The organism is Mesorhizobium sp. M7D.F.Ca.US.005.01.1.1, assembly GCF_003952545.1.
GTDB classification, from domain to species: Bacteria; Pseudomonadota; Alphaproteobacteria; order Rhizobiales; family Rhizobiaceae; genus Mesorhizobium; species Mesorhizobium loti.
Map to the genome: position 1 here is coordinate 4339334 of NZ_CP034453.1, position 16710 is coordinate 4356043.

The window sequence follows — 16710 nt, forward strand, 5'->3', positions numbered from 1 at the left end:
AGGCAGCCCAAGAGCTGGACATTTCGCGGCGAGCTGCCCGAAATGAAAAACCCGCCACGGCGGCGGGTCGTTGGCGCAAATCAGCACCATCGACAAATATGTAGCATAGCTGCCGTCACCGGATCAAGAAAAAATTCCTATCATGGCTGCCCGCGCTCATTGTCCGCGCGTGCACAACATGCCTCTCGCCAACAGCAGCAGGCCGCTGCCAAGGGCTTTGACCAGACCGGCAAAGATGCTAGGAGCCCAAAACGTCAGGTTTCGGGGCAGCAAGCGGCATGGATGCAAGGCAATTGAAGGTCGAAGCCGCACGCGCGGCGCTCACTTATGTGAGCGACGGCATGCGGCTCGGCATCGGCACCGGCACCACGGCCGAAGAGTTCGTGCGGCTGCTTGCCGAAAAGGTCGCCACCGGCATGACCATCGTCGGCGTGCCGACTTCGGAGCGAACCGCGTTGCTGTGCCGGGAGCTCGGCGTGCCGTTGTCGACGCTGGAGGAAACACCTGAGCTCGACCTCACCGTCGACGGCGCCGACGAAGTCGACCCGGAGCTGACCTTGATCAAGGGCGGCGGCGGCGCGCTGCTGCGCGAGAAGATCGTCGCCGCGGCGTCCCAGCGCATGATCGTTATTGCCGACCGGTCGAAGATGGTCGAGACGCTCGGCCGTTTTCCCCTGCCGATCGAAGTCAACAAGTTCGGCCTGCGCGCCACCGAAATCGCGATTGGCGCCGCGGCTGAACAGCTCGGCCTTTCCGGTCCGGTTATATTGAGGATGACGGGGGACCAGGCTTTTGTTACAGACGGCGGCCATTTTATCCTCGATGCATCTTTTGGCCGCATTCCGGATACAAGAGCGCTTTCGAATGCTCTCCACGCCATTCCGGGCGTGGTCGAGCATGGTCTTTTCATCGGGCTGGCTTCAGCGGCCATCATCGCCGGCGGCGACGGTATACAAACCGTCCATGCCGCCCGAAAACCAGGGAGTTCTACCGATCATGATGTTGCATAACCGGGTTCGCAGCCTTTGCGCCGTTCTGGCGGCCTCGGCCGTTCTTGCCTTCTCTTCGCCGGCGTTTTCACAGGATGTCACGGAATCGCACCTGAAGGCCGCCCGCGCGGCCGTCGCGGCGATCCACGCGACCGACCCGTTCGACAACATCCTGCCGCAGGCGGCCGCCGCGCTTGAGTCGCAGCTCATCCAGAAGAACCCGGACATGCAGGAACTGATCGGCAAGACGATCAGCGAGAAGGCGCTGGCGCTGGCTTCGCGCCGCGCTGACCTCGAGAAGGAAGCAGCACTCGCTTACGCAAAAGTGTTCTCCGAAAAGGAACTGACCGATATCGCCGCCTTCTACAATTCCGATTCGGGCAAGAAGCTGCTCGACAGCGGCCCGACGGTGACCCGCGACCTGGTCAAGGCAGCCGACATCTGGCAGAACGGCCTCGGTCGCGATCTTGCCCAGCAGGTCGGCGAAACGTTGGCGGCTGCCGCCAAGGCAAAGGCGCAGGCAGCACCAGCGGCGCCCGCGGACGGAGCCGCTCCGGCGGATGACGCAGCACCGGCCGATGGTGCGGCCCCCGCGGACAACAACTGATCCTGCATTTCAAAACGGCCTAGAGCCCTGGGGCTCTAGCTCTTTATTTGAGCATGATCTCTGGACAAACGGTTTCCGTTTGTCCGAGAAAACCGGATTCCACTTTTCGGGATCATGCTCAAGCGGCCATCAGCAAAAGCCCGGCTTGTCCGGGCTTTTCTTTTGACGTTTTGCGGCCTACCTGTCTCTCACATTTCTGAAGCCTAGGGAGCCGCGTCATGGCCGGTTACGACTACGATCTTTTCGTCATCGGCGGCGGCTCGGGCGGGGTGCGCGCGGCGCGTGTGGCGGCCGCGCTCGGCAAGCGCGTCGGCATCGCCGAGGAATACCGCTATGGCGGCACCTGCGTCATCCGCGGCTGCGTGCCGAAAAAACTCTATGTCTATGCCTCGCAATTTCCCGAGCATTTTGCCGATGCCGCCGGCTATGGCTGGACGGTGCCGGAAGCCAGTTTCGACTGGCAGACGCTGGTTGCCAACAAGGATCGCGAGATCAGCCGGCTGGAGGCGATCTACAAGAGGAACGTCGAGGGCGCCGGCGGCGAGGCTTTTCATTCGCGCGCCATGATCGTCGACCCGCATGTGGTGCATCTTCTCAGCGAGGATCGCACCGTCACATCAGACCAGATCCTGATCGCCACCGGCGGCCGCCCGGCGGCGCATCCGGCGCTGCCCGGCCACGAACATTGCATCTTTTCCAACGAGGCTTTCGACCTCAAGGAGCTGCCCAAGGCGATCATGATCGAAGGCGGCGGCTACATCGCCGTCGAATTCGCCAACATCTTCCACGGCCTCGGCGTCGACACCACGCTGGTCTATCGCGGCAAGGAGATCCTCAGCCGCTTCGACATGGATCTGCGGCGCATGCTGCACGAGACGATGGAGAAGAAGGGGATAAAGATCCTCTGCCATTCCGTATCCGAATGGGTGCGCAAGCGGCCGGACGGCCGGCTCGACGCGCTCGTCAGCGGCGGCAAGGTGCTGACGGTCGACCAGGTGATGCTGGCCATCGGCCGCATTCCCAACACCGAGAATATGGGCCTGGAAGGCATCGGTCTGGAGATGACCAAGACCGGCGCGATCGCGGTCGACGAATACTCGCGCACCAACGTCGACAACATCTGGGCGATCGGCGACGTCACCAACCGCGTACAACTGACGCCGGTGGCGATCCACGAGGCGATGTGTTTCATCGAAACCGCCTTCAAGGGAAATCCGACCGCACCCGACCACCAGACGATCGCGACCGCAGTGTTTTCACAGCCGGAGATCGGCACCGTCGGCCTGTCTGAGGACGATGCCGTCAAACGATTCCCCGACATCGAGATCTACCGCGCGACATTCCGGCCGATGCGGCACACGCTGTCCGGGCGCGACGAGAAGATGCTGATGAAGCTGGTGGTCGATGGCGCGTCGAAGAAAGTGCTTGGCGCCCACATATTGGGGCCGGATGCCGGCGAGATGGCGCAGCTTCTCGCCATTCCGCTGAAAGCCGGGCTGACCAAGGATGATTTCGACCGGACAATGGCGGTGCATCCGACAGCGGCGGAAGAACTGGTCACCATGTACAAGCCGACCTATCGCGTGAAGGACGGCGAGCGCGTCGGCTGATGCCGGTTGGCTCGTCGCCAAGGGAGCAATCAATGCCCGCACCGCTCGACCATGACTTTGGCGGACGCGTCGATCAGGTTGTCGACAGGGCCGTCGAGGAGGAGCGCATTGTCGGCGCGGTGATCCTTGTCGCCCGACGCGGCGAAATCCTCTACAGCCGCGCCGCCGGCCTTGCGGACCGCGAATCCAGGAAACCGATGGCGGCGGACGCGATCTTCCGGCTGGCGTCGGTGACCAAACCCGTCGTCGCGACCGCGGCACTTGCTCTCGTCGAAGCTGGCGTGATCGGCCTCGACGATCCCACAGCGAAATTCATCCCTGAATTCCGGCCGAAGCTGGTGGATGGCAGCGCGCCCGTCATTACCCTGCGACAGCTGCTGACGCACACCGCCGGCCTGACCTACGGTTTCCGCGAAGCGGCCGGCGGACCCTATCATCGCGCCGGGGTCTCCGACGGTCTCGACCAGCCCGGTCTTTCGATGGCCGAGAACCTCAGCCGCGTCGCCTCGGTGCCGCTGTCTTATGTGCCGGGGACAGGCTGGGGTTATTCGGTGGCGATGGATGTGCTGGGCGAAGTCATGGCGAGAGCCACTGGCGCCACCCTGCCGGAGCTGGTCGATCGCCTGGTCGTCCAGCCGCTCGGCATGGATGACGCAGCCTTTGTCGTGCGCGATCGATCGCGGCTGGTGACGCCTTACGCCGATGGACCCGGCAAGGCCATCGCCATGGGCGAGCAACATCGCGTGCCCTTCGGCGATGGCGCCATCTCATTTTCGCCTGGGCGCGTCTTCGATCCCGCGTCTTTCGCCTCGGGCGGCACCGGCATGAACGGCACCGCCGGCGACGTCCTCAAGCTTCTTGAGGCGCTGCGTTCCAGGGGTGAATCGGTTATCCGCCCAGAAACGGCAGCGGCTATGACCACGGACGCAATAGCGGGCCTGGAGACCACCATGCCCGGCTGGGGCTGGGGTCTCGGATTTGGCGTCCTGCGCGACCCGCTTGCCGCGTCGACGCCGCAGGCCGCCGGCACCTGGCGGTGGGGCGGTGTCTACGGTCATTCCTGGTTCGTGGATCCGTCGCTCGACCTGACGGTGGTGGCGCTGACCAACACCGCCATATCAGGCATGACGGGCGCCTTCCCCGATGCACTGCGCGACGCGGTCTATGGCAGGCAAACCTGAGACGGGGAAGGGCGGAACCCACCGCCGGCGATGGCCGGCGGCGGAGACAGGTGTGCCGCTCAGAGCAGCGTTCCGCGCAGGATCACCAGCGCCACCGAGAAATAGATCACCAGCCCGGTGACATCGACCAGCGTGGCGACGAAGGGAGCCGATGCGCTGGCCGGATCGAAGCCGATGCGTTTCAAGGCGAACGGCAGCATCGACCCCGACAGCGAACCGAAGGTGACGATGCCGACCAGTGCCGCGCCGACCGTCGTGGCGATCAGCGGCCAGTGCGGGCCATAGTCGTAGAAGCCCATATATTGCCAGAGCGCGATGCGGCAGATGCCGACCACGCCCAGCATGGCGCCGAGCACGAGGCCAGTCGGCAGCTCGCGCAGCGCCACCCGCCACCAGTCACGAAGACCGATCTCGCGCAGCGCCAGCGCCCGGATGACGAGCGACGTCGCCTGCGAGCCGGAATTGCCGCCCGAGCTCATGATCAACGGGATGAACAGCGTCAGCACGATCGCCTTCTCCAACTCGCCCTCATAGCTTTGCATGGCGTTGGCCGTCAGCATCTCTGAGATGAACAGCGCGCACAGCCAGCCGCCGCGCTTCTTGATCATGGCGAGGAAGCTCATCTTCATATACGGCTCGTCGAGGGCTTCCATGCCGCCGAAACGATGGACGTCCTCGGTCGTCTCCTCGATCATCGTGTCGATGATGTCGTCGATGGTGACGATGCCGAGGATCTTGCCGTGATCGACGACCGGGACGGCAAGCAGATCGTATTTGGAGATCGTCTGTGCCAGGGTTTCGCGATCGGTCAGCGGGCTGACCGTCACCGGAACACGATCCGGTGCCACCGTCATGATCGAGTCGTCCGGCTCACCGGTGATCAGCCGGCGCAGGCCGGTCGACCGCACAAGCAGGTGCGTTTCCGGATCGACGACATAGATCGCGTAGACGGTCTCGCGCGTCCGCTCGACCTTGCGGATGTAGTCGAGCGTGCGGCCCACGGTCCAGTCCGAGGGTACGCTGACGAACTCCGTCGTCATGATCGATGCGGCACTGCCTTCGGGATAACCGAGAATGGAAAGCAGCGTTACGCGCAGCGGTGGTGCAAGCCCGCCGAGCAGCTCGGAACGGGCCGGCTCGTCGAGTTCGCGCAGGATGTCGGCGGCGCGGTCGACCGACATGGCGGTGAGCAGCTTGCCCGCCTTGGCGCGCGGCAGCGCCTCCATGAGTTCGGACGCGCCGTCGAGTTCAGGCTGGTCGAAGATCTCGACCAGCCGCTCGAACGTCACTTCACAAAGCAGTTCCGTCGCGGTTTCCCGCGGCTCCCTGTTCAGGGCCTCGACAATGTCGGCGACGTGATCGTTGGCTAGGATACGGGCGATGGCGACGGCCTCGTCGCTCGCTACGGCGGTAAATTCGTTCATGGCTCACTCCTTGCCGTCCGGCAGGACATGAACCATTAGAGGTCACGTCTAGGCGGACGGCGGTTGCGTTCGACTGTGACTGTCGCCAGGCATGGCGCGGTGACCTTTCCGCTTGCGGGTTCGCGTTTGACTGTCTGCAAGCGGGCGCAACATAGGAGCGCGCCTTGCCGTGTCAATCGCAGTGAGGAAGGAAAATGCCGGCGGGCAGCCGAGATCGCGCGACTGTGATCGCAGGCAGCCGCATGACACGGCCGGCTCGGATCAGAGCGTCTTTATTTCTGCTTTAGCCGGCGCGAGAAACGCAGCCACTTGTCCTCGACCGGCCTTGGGACCGGCCTTGGCTGCGCGAGAATGGTGGTGAGTTCGACAGGCAGGGTCGGAACCAGCGGCTTCTTGGTGGCGACGCCGTCGGCGATCGCGACGATGCTGTGATAGAATTCGCTGCCGGTCATCGATCGCGGCGCCACCGCCTCGTGCATGACGCTGATCACCGTGACATCGGGGCAGTTGTCCTTGATGGCCTGGTGGAAAGCAATTTTGCCATCGGGGTCGAGCGCGCCGGTTGCCTCGTCGAGGAACAGCAATCCCGGTTGCTGCAGCACGATGCGGGCCACCACCAGCTTCTGTTTCTGGCCGCCCGACAGGACCTGATCCCAGCTTTTGCCTTCGCGGTTTTCGTCGGCCATGTGCTCGATAAAGTCGCCCAGGCCGGCCTTGTGCAGCGCTGATGCGACCTGCGCGTCGCCATGGTCGTGCTCGGAGCCGGGCAGGCAGACTAGCTGTTTCAGCGACACCGGCTGCAGCTTGACCTCCTGGGCAGCATAGAAACTCTTGACGCCTTCAGGGAAGACAATGGTGCCGCGGCCATAGGGCCACAGGCCGTTGATCGCCTTGATCAGCGAAGTCTTGCCGCAACCGGACTCGCCTTTCAGGAAGGTCCATTCGCCGCGCCGGAAGCGCAAATTGGCGGCACTGAGGAAGGGCGTCGCATCCTCGCCCTGATGCGCCAGTTCGAGCTTCTGGATGGTCAGACCGAAAACCGGGTTCTGGCTGGCATAGTGGAAGTCGGAGCGGCCGGTCTGGCTGTAGAATTCCTGCGGATGCTGGACATTCTCGATCGCATTGGCCAGCTCGGTGACACGCTGGCTGTTGGCGCGCAGCGTGGCGATGGCGGGCATGACGTGGATGAACCACGAACACTGGCCGATCAACGAATTGACCAGTTCGGAGCCGGTTATGTAGCCCTTGAGATCGAGACCGTTGTGGATGAACGGCACCAGGCCCGGTCCGTAGGCGACAATGCGGGCGCCGATGAAATTATAGATCAGCTCGAACGACATGTAGACCGTGTTGACGATGTTCAGCCGCGTCCAGGTGCCGTCGATATCGACATAGAGCCGGCCATGCATGGTCCTTTGCACGCCTTCGCCCTGAGACGCCGCGACATGGAAGCTGCGGCGCAGGAACGTCGTCAGCTCGCCGCGATAGCTGCCCTCGGCTTGCTGCATCCTGACGTTGAGGCGCTCGAGCAGGCCGCCGAGCTTGACCGCGATCCATGTGTTCAGCGGCACATAGGTGGCGACGGCCAGGAAGGCGAGGACAGCGCTGCCATAGTTGCCGAGGAACTCCAGCCCCTTCACCTCGACGGAGTTTTCGAGCAGCTTCTGGCCGACGAAATAGAGCGAGGTGGCGACGCCCAGCACGCCCATGGCGAGCCCGATGGCACCGCCGGTCATGTCCTTGATGGATTCCTGGACGCGCTGATCGATGTTGTCGGGGGCGGGCGCGCCGCTGCCGGTCGACGCATGCTGCGCATGGAAATGCGTATGATTGCCATCCAGCAACGCTTCATTGAAGCGGCTGTCCAGCCAGCCGCGCCATTTGCGGTGCAATGTCGCTGAGACAAGGTTGCGGATGCCAGTGAAGCCGGCGTCCTTGAGCAGGACCAGCAGCACGAGGATGCCGGCATTGACCAGCAGCGAGCGAAGCGGCGTGGTGTTGGCCGCGTCATGGAAGAAGGCGATCGAGTTGACCAGTTCGCCGGAGGCTTCAGCGAACCAGACACCGGCCTTGCTGGACAGCGCGGTGAGCAGCGCAATCACCAGCGTCAGTGTCCAGGCTTCCTTCCAGCGGTCCGAGACCCAGTAGGCCCGCATCAGGCCCCAGAAGCTGCGCATCGACGATACCGGCGTCAGAAGCGATCGCCTTGCGGCATCGCGAAGTGTTTTTTCCGGTACTGACTCTTGCGATGGTCTACCGACCCGAATCACGATCCCGCCCAAACCTTTTTTCTTTTGTTACGGATGGTAACACCAATTGATCATTTTCCATTAATTTTTAAAGCTGGCCAAACTGATTACACCCAACGGCCGTTGCCAAGAGGCAACAGATGACACGCCGAAATATAGCGACAACAGCCGGCAAAAATCAGGATATCATTATTGATTTCAAACGCTTGATCTGCGGAGACATGCCGTCGAGGAAGCTTCCCTCAGGGAAGGTTATCGCACGGTTTTGTGAACTAGAAATCGTACGGATCGAGCGATTTTCTCAGAGCGGGCTGGCCCGAACATCGGAAAATTTGCCGTTCGTGACCTCGCCAGGCTTGCCGTTATCGTTCTTGCCGGAGGCAGGAAGTGACCGGAAAATCGTCCGAGCGGCGCGTTCCGTCTTGTCGGGTCAGCTCACGACCTGCGTTTGACAATTCATTCGTTCGGGATTGAACCTTGCCTGGCATTGTCGACACTCATGCGTGTCCGGTTCTCCAACAAGGAAGCTCCCAATGCTTGCACGCGCGGCCGCAATCCTGTTCCTCTTCGCCTGGCTGCCCCTATTTGCCTCTGTACCTTTGGCCCATGCCGCCGAGCAGGGCATCCCGGCAAGCGCCGACGGCCAGATCGAGTTCAACACGCCATCCGGCAACATCGGCTGCATCTACACGGCGAAAGGCGGCACCAGCACCTATGAGCCGAAGGATGGCGGCCCGGAATTGAGTTGCTCGCGCGTCGAGCCGAGCTATGTCACCATCATCCTAGGCCCCAAGGGACCGGCGACACTGATCAAAAACCCAGGCGAGCAAGGCTGCTGCAGCGATGTCGACAAGCTTGGCTACGGCAACAGCTGGAGCGCAGGGCGGTTCTCGTGCCAGTCGTCAACCAAGGGACTGGCCTGCACGGCCACAAACGGCCATGGATTTTTCATCAGCAAGGCAAAGGTGACGGTGAAGTAAGACTTGCTCCTCCTGTCGGGAAAGGAGAAGGGTGGCCGGCCTCAGCCGACCTTTTCCAATTCGCCGCGCGCCTTGGCAGCCGCCACCTGACGAATGGCATCAGCCAGGGTATCGGCATCCTGCGCGCCCATGACCGCGTATTTGCCCTCGAGCAGGAAGCACGGCACGCCAGATATGCCCATTCGCGACGCGGTGGCGATCTCGGTGCGAACCGCCTCGACATCGGCGTCAGTCGGCAAAAGCGTGGCAACGACGGACGCGTCCATGCCGGCCTCGCGCGCGGCTTCGATCAGAACGGCATGGTCGCCGATGTTGGCGCCTTCCTCGAAATTCAGCTGGAACAGCCGGCGCACAAGCCTGTTCTGCACGGCTTCGCTGGCGGCACCCGCCCAGCGGATCAGGCGGTGCGCATCCAGCGTGTTCGGCGCCACCTTGATGGTGTCGAAGGCGAAGGAGATGCCTTCGACTTCGCCGAGCGGCTCGATGCGGCCATGAATCTCGCGGATACGCTCGTCGCTGCCGAACTTGGCCAGCATGTATTCGTGGCGATCCTTGCCTTGCGGCGGAATGGTCGGATCGAGTTGGAATGGCCGCCAGCGAATATGCACGTCAACATTGCCGACAGCCGCGATCGCTCTGTCGAGCCGCTTCTGCCCGATGAAGCACCATGGGCAGACCACATCGGACACCACATCGACGGTGATGGCGCTCATCTCGCTCATCTCGATCTCCTGTATCTTCAATTTGGCTTGCGCCACCAGGTCGGCAGTTGATAGCCAAATATGGGCGTCTTTTGCGGATGTTCCAGATAGTTCCAGTAAGCAATCCATTGCTGCGTGTTGTGCTGCATCGGCACCATGTAGTTGCCGGAGATCAGCAGCCGGTCGAGAACGCGAACCGCAGCGACATAATCCTCCTTCGAGCGGGCGCGCAGCATCGCTTCGATTGCCGCGTCCACCGCCGGATCGGCGACGCCGGCAAGATTGAACGAGCCTTCCGTCCTGGCCGCGGCCGAACTCCAACGCCCGGTCTGCTCGATGCCGGGCGACAGCGAATTGTTGAAGCCGCTCGATCCAACCAGGACCTCGAAATCGAAGCGCTGCTTGCGCGACTGGATCTGATCGCCGTCAAGGCTGCGAATGGTGACATTGATGCCGATCTTCTCCAGCGTGCGCTGGTAGATGCCGGCAAGGCGCTCCTCGTCCTGCGAGGCGGTCAGTATCTCGAAACCGAAAGGTTTGCCCTCGGCATCGAGCATTATCCCGTCCTGCACATGATAACCGGCGCTTTTCAAGAGATCGAAGGCTGCCTTCAGCACGCGGCGGTCCTGGCCGGATCCGTCAGTCACCGGTGGCCGGTACGTGCCGTCCATGACATTGGCCGGCACGCGGCCGGGGTAGGGCGCCAGAAGCGCCTTCTCCCTGTCGTCGGCCGGATGACCGATCGCGGAAAGCTCCGAATTCTGCCAGTAACTCATCGTGCGCGTGTATTTGCCGCCAAACAGGTTCTTGTTGGCCCATTCGAAGTCGTAGAGCATGCCGAGCGCGCGCCGCACGGCCGGATTGGCGAATTTCTGCAGCCTTGTGTTGAACAGGAAGCCGGTCACGACGGGCGGAATGCCGGTGTCGAAGGTTTGCGCGACCACATCGCCCTTGTGGAAGGCCGGAAAATCGAGATCGCGCTCGCGCTTGACCGGGTCGCTGTCATCGTCGATGGCGCAAAGGCCTTTCTTGAACGCTTCGAGCTTGGCGTTGGCGTTGAGGAAATACTCGATGGTGATCTGGTCGTAATTGTCGAAACCGCGCTTGGCAGGGACATCCTTGCCCCAGTAATCCGGGTTGCGCTTGAACACGATGCGCTGGCCGGGCTGTACCTGCGCGATCGTATAGGGACCACTGCCGATCACCGGCTTCAGCGTCGTCTTGTCGAAGGTCTCCTTGTCGAAGGCGTGCTTCGGGATGATCGGCGTCAGCGCGATGATCAGCGGGAATTCGCGATCGGCCTTGTCGTTGAAGGTGAAGCGCACACTGTGGTCGCCGGTCTTTTCGAGCTTGGCGACCCTGGCCATGCGGTCGCTGTAGGGCGGTCGCCCTTTCTCGGTGTAGACGTCATAGCTGAACAGCACGTCCTCCGGCGTCACCGGCTGGCCGTCCGACCACTTGGCTTTCGGATTGAGGTGGAATTCGATGCTCTTGCGCTCGGGATCCATGTCGGCCGTGTCGGCCAGCAGCCCGTAGAGCGTGAAAGCCTCGTCGGCATTGCGCTGCATCAGCGGTTCGAAAACCAGATTGCCGAAGATCGTGTCCATCATGCCGCGCGCCGTCGTGCGCAGGCTCTTGAGGATGAAAGGGTTGAGATTGTCGAAGCTGCCGACGACGCAATAGGTGATCGAGCCACCCTTCGGCGCATCGGGATTGACGTAGTTGAAATGCGTGTAGTCGGGCGGCAGCGCCGGTTCGCCCTGCATGGCGATCGCGTGCTTCGGCTCCGATGCGGCCGGCTGATGCGAAAGTGCGAGAAACGATATCGCGGTGATCAGCCAAACAAGAACGCGGCCCATGACCGTCTCCTTACTGGGTCGGCTTGATGATTCGGTGTGCACCCTAGCATGAGGCGGCTGCGCGCCAGCCAACCGCGCGCTCAACAATTGCTGACGTCGGGCTGGATTCGGCCTCGCTTGCAGTGTAACACGCCCTCCGAAGTCATTCTGTTGCCTCATTTCGGCAACAGGTAGCTGGACCACACGGCACGAAGAAGCCGGTCCCGGGATCATTTGAGAGGAAGTGCACGACATGACGAGCCTGAACAGCAACGCGTACCGCCTGTCGGTCATGGCCGCTGGCGTGATCGGCTTTCTGGGCGCAGGACTTCCCGCTGCTTCCGCACAGCAGCAACAGCAGATTCCGCAAGGCTGGTTCAAGGCCTGCACCAAGCAGGAAGACGTCGACATCTGCAATGTCCAGAACATCACCACCGCCGGCAATGGCCAGCTGGTCACCGGCGTCAGCTTGATCGAGCTCAAGGGCAAAGTGAACCGCAAGGTGTTCCAGGTGACGGTCCCGACCGGTCGTCTGGTGCCTCCCGGCATCGGCCTGCAGATCGACACCGGCAAGGCGCAGAAGCTCGACTATGTGATTTGCTTCCCGGATCGTTGCGTGGCGGAAGTGCCGCTGACCGATCAGCTTGTCGCCTCTTTCAAGAAAGGCCAGGCGATCACGCTGACCTCCGTCAATTTCCAGAACCAGCCCAATCCGATCAAGATCGCCCTGCAGGGCTTCAGCGGCGCCTATGACGGCCCGGCGCTGCAGCAGTCGGACATCGAGGACCGGCAGAAGAAGCTTCAGGACTTCGTCACCAAGAACAACCAGGATTTCGCCAAGAAGCTCAAGGAAGAGCAGGACAAGGCGAAGACCGCCAACTGATCAGCCGATATCGCCGAGCCAATAAAAAAGCGGGGTCATGCCCCGCTTTTTTCGTGACCCTGGTGGGTCAGTGCCTCGACTGCCGTTTCGGCTGGTAGCCCCCATCCGGCTTCTTGTCGAACATCTCCTTGATCTGCGGATGCCGGACCGGTTCACCCGACTGATCCTCCAGCAGATTCTGCTCGGAGACATAGGCGATGTATTCGGTCTCCGAGTTCTCGGCGAGCAGATGGTAGAAAGGTTGATCCTTGCGCGGCCTAACGTCGGCGGGGATGGCTTCGTACCATTCGTCGGTGTTGGCGAATTGCGGATCGACGTCGAAAATGATGCCCCGGAATGGAAACAGCCGGTGGCGAACCACCTGTCCGATTGCGAATTTGGCTGTTTTCATCGTACTCACCACTGAATTCCTTGAGCTTATTTGGCGCAGACGGCTCATCAATTCAATCCCGAAGCGTCCAAGCGCGCCTCTAAGCTACGCAGGACGCGATGCAAAGGTTTGCAGCACGCGACGATGTCGACGACGCAGATTATCGGAAACGTTCGGAAATTCGCTGTCAGCGTGCCGGCCTTCGCAGGCCGCCGGCCAGTGCCGCGAAACCGCTGCCGGGACGAAGTCCCTCGCGCATGAAAAAGGCGCGAAGCGGCGCGAAGCCACCGAGCGCGCCGAGCCCGGCAACGCGGGCCATCTGCGCCGGCAGCATGTCGGATAGCAGCGACATGTTGAGCAGGTTGACCGCGCTGCTGCGCGCCAGAATATCGGGCCGACGCTTGAAGTCATAGGCTGCCAAGGCCTTGGCGGCGCCGGGATCGCTCCGATTTTCACAAGCGATTCCAATCAGATCGTCGACATCCCTGATGCCGAGATTGAGGCCTTGCGCGCCGATCGGCGGAAACACATGGGCGGCTTCTCCGACCAACGCCACACGGTCTCGCGCGAAACGCAGCGGCGTCACCGCCGAAAGCGGGTAGATCTGCCGGCCCGGCTCGATCGTCACCCGGCCCAGCATCGACTGCATCTGCTGTTCGACCCGCATCGAAAGCGTCGCATCGTCCAATGCGGCGAGTTCAGTCGCCGTCTCGGGCCTCACCACCCAAACCAGGCTCGAGCGATTGCCGGGAAGGGGAACCTGCGTGAACGGGCCGGTTTCGGTGTGGAATTCCGTCGAGGTGAAGGCGTGGTCGCCGCTGTGGCGGAAATTGAGGACAAAAGCCGCCTGCGGATAGGAGCGAGCCGAGGTCGAGATGCCGGCTGCCTGGCGCGCCGGCGACAAGCGTCCGTCCGCGGCGACCGCCAGCGATGCATCCACCGAGCTGCCGTCGCTCAGGACGGCACGGACGTGCTCGGCATCGAGGTGCCAGGTCGCCACCATCGACTTCAGCCATTCGATGCCGGCATGCGCGGCAACCTTGCTGGCGAGTGCCGGATTGAGCACGCTGTTGGGCAGGTTCAGCCCGAACTGGTCCTCATCGATCTCGCTTGCGCGAAAGGTGACGACCGGGCTGCGGATCAACCGGCTGGTCGCGTCGACGATGCGCATGACTTTCAGGGGCGCCGCCTTGGGCTTGATGTCTTCGAGCACGCCCAGCCGCTCAAGCACTTTCAAGGCGGGGTTCATCAGGGCCGTTGTGCGGCCATCGGGGGCAGTGGCCTCCGGCCCAACCAGCGTCACCGGGAAACCTGCGGCGGCAAAACCGAGCGCCGCGATCAGTCCTGCCGGCCCCGTGCCAGCAACCAGTATCCGCGCAGTTTGCTCATGCTCCAAGATCGGCTTCCGGCTTGCAGTGCGAGGCGGTCTACCCGACCCGCCGTTCGATAGGCATATAGGTCAGATCATGCCGCTTGATCAACGCGGCGATTCGGCCCATTCGAATGACATGACCGGCCAGCAAGACGACTTCAGCCATCTCGACCGCGCCGGCCGCGCCATGGCGAGCATCGCACGAAATCCTCGCGTCACGGTAAACGTCGTTGTCGGCGCCTGTATCTTGCTTGCCTGGCTGTCTCTTGCCGCGATGGCAATCCGCAGCGCTGAAGGCAGGATTGCAGGCGTCAGCACCCCTGGCGACACGATCCTGCGCAATCTGCCGCGATTGCCGCTGCCCGATTTCCTGGAACGGTTCTTTGCGCTCTGCCTCTCGCCGGTGCCTCTGGACGCAAGTCTCGGCCTGCAGGTCGGCGCGCTCGTTTTCATGTGGTTCCTGATGGCGATCGCAACGATGCTGCCTTCGGCCGCGCCGATGATCCGCACCTATTGCGAGATCGCCGATACGGCTCGCATCAAGGGCGAACCAGTCGTCCATCCGCTGGTGCTGGTCGCTGGTTACCTCAGCGTCTGGCTCGCTGCCTCAGTGATGTTCGCGGCGCTGACCCTGGCCGCCCATGCATTCTCCGCTTCAGGCGAGATGCTCGACCCGGTCGTCGGCGCTGCCGGCGCGCTCGCTCTGCTGGTCGCCGGCCTCTATCAGTTCAGTGGCCTGAAGGAAGCCTGCCTGAAGAAATGCAAGAACCCGTTCTCGATCCTTTTCGCGAACTGGAGCGCCAGGCCGGCCAGCATCTTCCGGCTTGGCGTCATGCAAGGCCTGTGGTGCCTCGGCTGCTGCTGGGCGTTGATGCTGGTGATGTTCGCCGTCGGCGTCATGAACGTCTTCTGGATGGCGCTGATCGGGCTGTTCACCCTGATCGAAAAACAAACGGCCAGCAGGGTTCCAACCCGGCTGGCCGGTGCGATACTGCTTGTCTGGGCAGCAGCGCTGCTAGTAGTCTCGCTGTGAGTGGGGGAAAATCGATGGCAGATCATAACTGGGCAATGAAGGGAGAGCTTGTACTCTCCTGCAATTGCGCGGTTTTTTGCCCTTGCGTGCTGTCCCTCGGCAACCATCCGCCAACCGAAGGCTATTGCCAGACCTGGGCCGGGTTTCGCATCGATGCCGGCCATTTCGGCGACGTCGACCTGTCCAATCTCAATCTTGGGCTGGTCATGGAAATCCCCGGTTACATGAGCCGCGGCAACTGGACCGCCGGCCTGTTCATCGACAAGCGAGCCTCGGTCTACGCGGTCAAGGCGCTGACCAAGATCTTCACCGGCAAGGCGGGCGGAACCACATCGCTGCTCTCCATCCTGGTCGGCAAATTCCTCGGCGTCGAACAGGTGCCGATTACCTATGAGACGCGTGACAAGACGCGCATCTTCCAGATACCGAAGATCATCGAAGGGGCGGTGACACCCATCCCCGGCAAGGACCGCGACAAGGATACGGTGATCAGCAATTCTGAATACTGGATCGCGCCGGAGATCATCGTGGCCAGGTCCGACAAAAGCAAGATGCGGGCTTTCGGCCGCAACTGGAATTTCGCCGGCCGTTCGGCCGAAATCTGCAAGCTGGATTGGCGGGGCCCGTGAGCAAGAACACAACGGCCAGAAAAGCCGCCAAGAAGATCACGGACCGGATTCCGCGGCCGAAGAAGAAAGTCACCTGGCCGCAGGCAAGGGCGTTCTCCGTCCATCTCTTGACCGCATCGGGCTCGTTCCTGGCCTTCCTGTCGCTGGTGGCGGCAAGCGAAGAGCGCTGGACGGCGATGTTCTGGTGGCTCGGGCTGGCGCTGTTCGTCGACGGCATCGACGGGCCGATCGCGCGCAAGCTCGAGGTCAAGGAGATCCTGCCGACCTGGTCGGGCGAACTGCTCGACAACATCATCGACTACGTGACCTATGTGCTGATCCCGGCCTTCGCGCTCTATCAGCGCGGCTTCATGGGCGAAGGCCTGTCGTTCCTGTCGGCGGCGATCATCGTCGTCTCCAGCGCCATCTACTATGCCGATACCGGCATGAAGACGAAGGAGAATTTCTTCAAGGGATTCCCGGTGGTCTGGAACATGGTGGTGTTCACGCTGTTCGTCATCGAGCCCGGACAATGGGTTTCGTTCGCGGTGGTGGTGGCGGCCGGCATTCTGACTTTCGTGCCGATCAACTTCATCCATCCGGTGCGTGTGGTGCGGCTGCGGCGCATCAATCTTGCGATGACCCTTTTGTGGTGCGCTTTCGGCGCGCTTGCCCTGGCGCAGGCGGCACTTGCCGCCTTCTATGATCAGATCGGCGTGCTCGGCGAACAGGTCAGCACCTTCACCAAGATCGGCATCACCATCACCGGGCTCTACCTTGCCTGCATCGGTGGCGTCATGCAGTTCTTTCCCAACCTCGGTGCCAAAAAGGCCTGATCAGCCACTCTTCTCAAGGAAGCCTGACG

Annotated in this window: 15 protein-coding genes; 9 read left to right on the forward strand and 6 right to left on the reverse strand. The window is 62.2% G+C overall.

Features of this window, described 5'->3' with window-relative positions:
• Positions 1-278: 278 nt before the first annotated feature.
• From rpiA to EJ076_RS20830, 4 genes are all read left to right on the forward strand, one after another.
• Positions 279-1010: a ribose-5-phosphate isomerase RpiA gene (gene rpiA / locus EJ076_RS20815; RefSeq protein ID WP_126069124.1), complete on the forward strand. Its 732-nt coding sequence runs from the start codon at positions 279-281 to the stop codon at positions 1008-1010.
• Positions 997-1596: a DUF2059 domain-containing protein gene (locus EJ076_RS20820; RefSeq protein ID WP_109671253.1), complete on the forward strand. Its 600-nt coding sequence runs from the start codon at positions 997-999 to the stop codon at positions 1594-1596. The genes rpiA and EJ076_RS20820 overlap by 14 nt, the downstream gene beginning before the upstream one ends.
• A gap of 218 nt (positions 1597-1814) precedes the next feature.
• Complete coding sequence (gor, locus tag EJ076_RS20825; protein WP_126069125.1) at positions 1815-3206, forward strand: glutathione-disulfide reductase; 1392 nt, start codon at positions 1815-1817, stop codon at positions 3204-3206.
• A gap of 32 nt (positions 3207-3238) precedes the next feature.
• Positions 3239-4387, forward strand: a complete 1149-nt coding sequence (locus EJ076_RS20830) for a serine hydrolase domain-containing protein (protein ID WP_206438730.1) — start codon at positions 3239-3241, stop codon at positions 4385-4387.
• A 59-nt stretch (positions 4388-4446) separates the two neighbouring features.
• Here EJ076_RS20830 and mgtE read toward each other — a convergent pair whose 3' ends face one another.
• A complete protein-coding gene (gene mgtE / locus EJ076_RS20835) occupies positions 4447-5811 on the reverse strand; it encodes a magnesium transporter (protein ID WP_126069127.1) in 1365 nt (454 codons plus the stop codon).
• 272 nt (positions 5812-6083) lie between these two features.
• Positions 6084-7988 (reverse strand): ABC transporter ATP-binding protein/permease, encoded by a 1905-nt coding sequence (locus EJ076_RS20840; RefSeq protein ID WP_164548693.1) that lies wholly within the window; start codon positions 7986-7988, stop codon positions 6084-6086.
• 605 nt (positions 7989-8593) lie between these two features.
• Between EJ076_RS20840 and EJ076_RS20845 the strand changes: the two genes are divergently transcribed.
• The gene (locus tag EJ076_RS20845) at positions 8594-9040 is read left to right on the forward strand and encodes a hypothetical protein (RefSeq protein WP_126069129.1); all 447 of its coding nucleotides are present in this window, start codon (positions 8594-8596) and stop codon (positions 9038-9040) included.
• Positions 9041-9081: 41 nt separating this feature from the next.
• Here the strand turns inward: EJ076_RS20845 and EJ076_RS20850 are convergent, their stop codons facing one another.
• Together EJ076_RS20850 and EJ076_RS20855 are read right to left on the reverse strand one after the other, a co-directional pair.
• The gene (locus tag EJ076_RS20850) at positions 9082-9762 is read right to left on the reverse strand and encodes a DsbA family protein (protein WP_126069130.1); all 681 of its coding nucleotides are present in this window, start codon (positions 9760-9762) and stop codon (positions 9082-9084) included.
• A gap of 17 nt (positions 9763-9779) precedes the next feature.
• Positions 9780-11600, reverse strand: coding sequence for an extracellular solute-binding protein (locus tag EJ076_RS20855; protein WP_109671258.1), 1821 nt, complete (start codon positions 11598-11600; stop codon positions 9780-9782).
• A 232-nt stretch (positions 11601-11832) separates the two neighbouring features.
• On the opposite strand from EJ076_RS20855, the gene EJ076_RS20860 reads away from it, so the two are divergent.
• Complete coding sequence (locus tag EJ076_RS20860; RefSeq protein ID WP_126069131.1) at positions 11833-12462, forward strand: invasion associated locus B family protein; 630 nt, start codon at positions 11833-11835, stop codon at positions 12460-12462.
• A 67-nt stretch (positions 12463-12529) separates the two neighbouring features.
• Here EJ076_RS20860 and hspQ read toward each other — a convergent pair whose 3' ends face one another.
• Both hspQ and EJ076_RS20870 read right to left on the reverse strand, forming a co-directional pair.
• Entirely contained in the window at positions 12530-12853 is a 324-nt protein-coding gene (gene hspQ / locus EJ076_RS20865) for a heat shock protein HspQ (RefSeq protein WP_056587784.1), read from the reverse strand.
• A gap of 166 nt (positions 12854-13019) precedes the next feature.
• Positions 13020-14228: a UbiH/UbiF family hydroxylase gene (locus tag EJ076_RS20870; protein ID WP_126069132.1), complete on the reverse strand. Its 1209-nt coding sequence runs from the start codon at positions 14226-14228 to the stop codon at positions 13020-13022.
• A gap of 70 nt (positions 14229-14298) precedes the next feature.
• Between EJ076_RS20870 and EJ076_RS20875 the strand changes: the two genes are divergently transcribed.
• Genes EJ076_RS20875 through pcsA form a run of 3 tightly spaced genes read left to right on the forward strand, consistent with a single transcriptional unit; the run spans position 14299 to position 16681 of the window.
• Positions 14299-15237: a DUF2182 domain-containing protein gene (locus tag EJ076_RS20875; RefSeq protein ID WP_126069133.1), complete on the forward strand. Its 939-nt coding sequence runs from the start codon at positions 14299-14301 to the stop codon at positions 15235-15237.
• Positions 15238-15251: 14 nt separating this feature from the next.
• Positions 15252-15866, forward strand: coding sequence for a DUF1326 domain-containing protein (locus EJ076_RS20880; protein WP_126069134.1), 615 nt, complete (start codon positions 15252-15254; stop codon positions 15864-15866).
• Entirely contained in the window at positions 15863-16681 is an 819-nt protein-coding gene (gene pcsA / locus EJ076_RS20885; protein WP_126069135.1) for a phosphatidylcholine synthase, read from the forward strand. Before EJ076_RS20880 ends, pcsA begins: the two co-directional genes overlap by 4 nt.
• The last annotated feature ends 29 nt before the right edge of the window (positions 16682-16710 follow it).

Coding starts and splice junctions, on each gene's coding strand:
- rpiA (WP_126069124.1), top strand. CDS start 279: ATGGATGCAAGGCAATTGAAGGTCGAAGCCGCACGCGCGGCGCTCACT.
- hspQ (WP_056587784.1), bottom strand. CDS start 12,853: ATGAAAACAGCCAAATTCGCAATCGGACAGGTGGTTCGCCACCGGCTG.
- EJ076_RS20860 (WP_126069131.1), top strand. CDS start 11,833: ATGACGAGCCTGAACAGCAACGCGTACCGCCTGTCGGTCATGGCCGCT.
- EJ076_RS20855 (WP_109671258.1), bottom strand. CDS start 11,600: ATGGGCCGCGTTCTTGTTTGGCTGATCACCGCGATATCGTTTCTCGCA.
- mgtE (WP_126069127.1), bottom strand. CDS start 5,811: ATGAACGAATTTACCGCCGTAGCGAGCGACGAGGCCGTCGCCATCGCC.
- EJ076_RS20820 (WP_109671253.1), top strand. CDS start 997: ATGATGTTGCATAACCGGGTTCGCAGCCTTTGCGCCGTTCTGGCGGCC.
- gor (WP_126069125.1), top strand. CDS start 1,815: ATGGCCGGTTACGACTACGATCTTTTCGTCATCGGCGGCGGCTCGGGC.
- EJ076_RS20880 (WP_126069134.1), top strand. CDS start 15,252: ATGGCAGATCATAACTGGGCAATGAAGGGAGAGCTTGTACTCTCCTGC.
- EJ076_RS20845 (WP_126069129.1), top strand. CDS start 8,594: ATGCTTGCACGCGCGGCCGCAATCCTGTTCCTCTTCGCCTGGCTGCCC.
- EJ076_RS20830 (WP_206438730.1), top strand. CDS start 3,239: ATGCCCGCACCGCTCGACCATGACTTTGGCGGACGCGTCGATCAGGTT.
- EJ076_RS20875 (WP_126069133.1), top strand. CDS start 14,299: ATGCCGCTTGATCAACGCGGCGATTCGGCCCATTCGAATGACATGACC.
- EJ076_RS20840 (WP_164548693.1), bottom strand. CDS start 7,988: ATGCGCAGCTTCTGGGGCCTGATGCGGGCCTACTGGGTCTCGGACCGC.
- EJ076_RS20850 (WP_126069130.1), bottom strand. CDS start 9,762: ATGAGCGAGATGAGCGCCATCACCGTCGATGTGGTGTCCGATGTGGTC.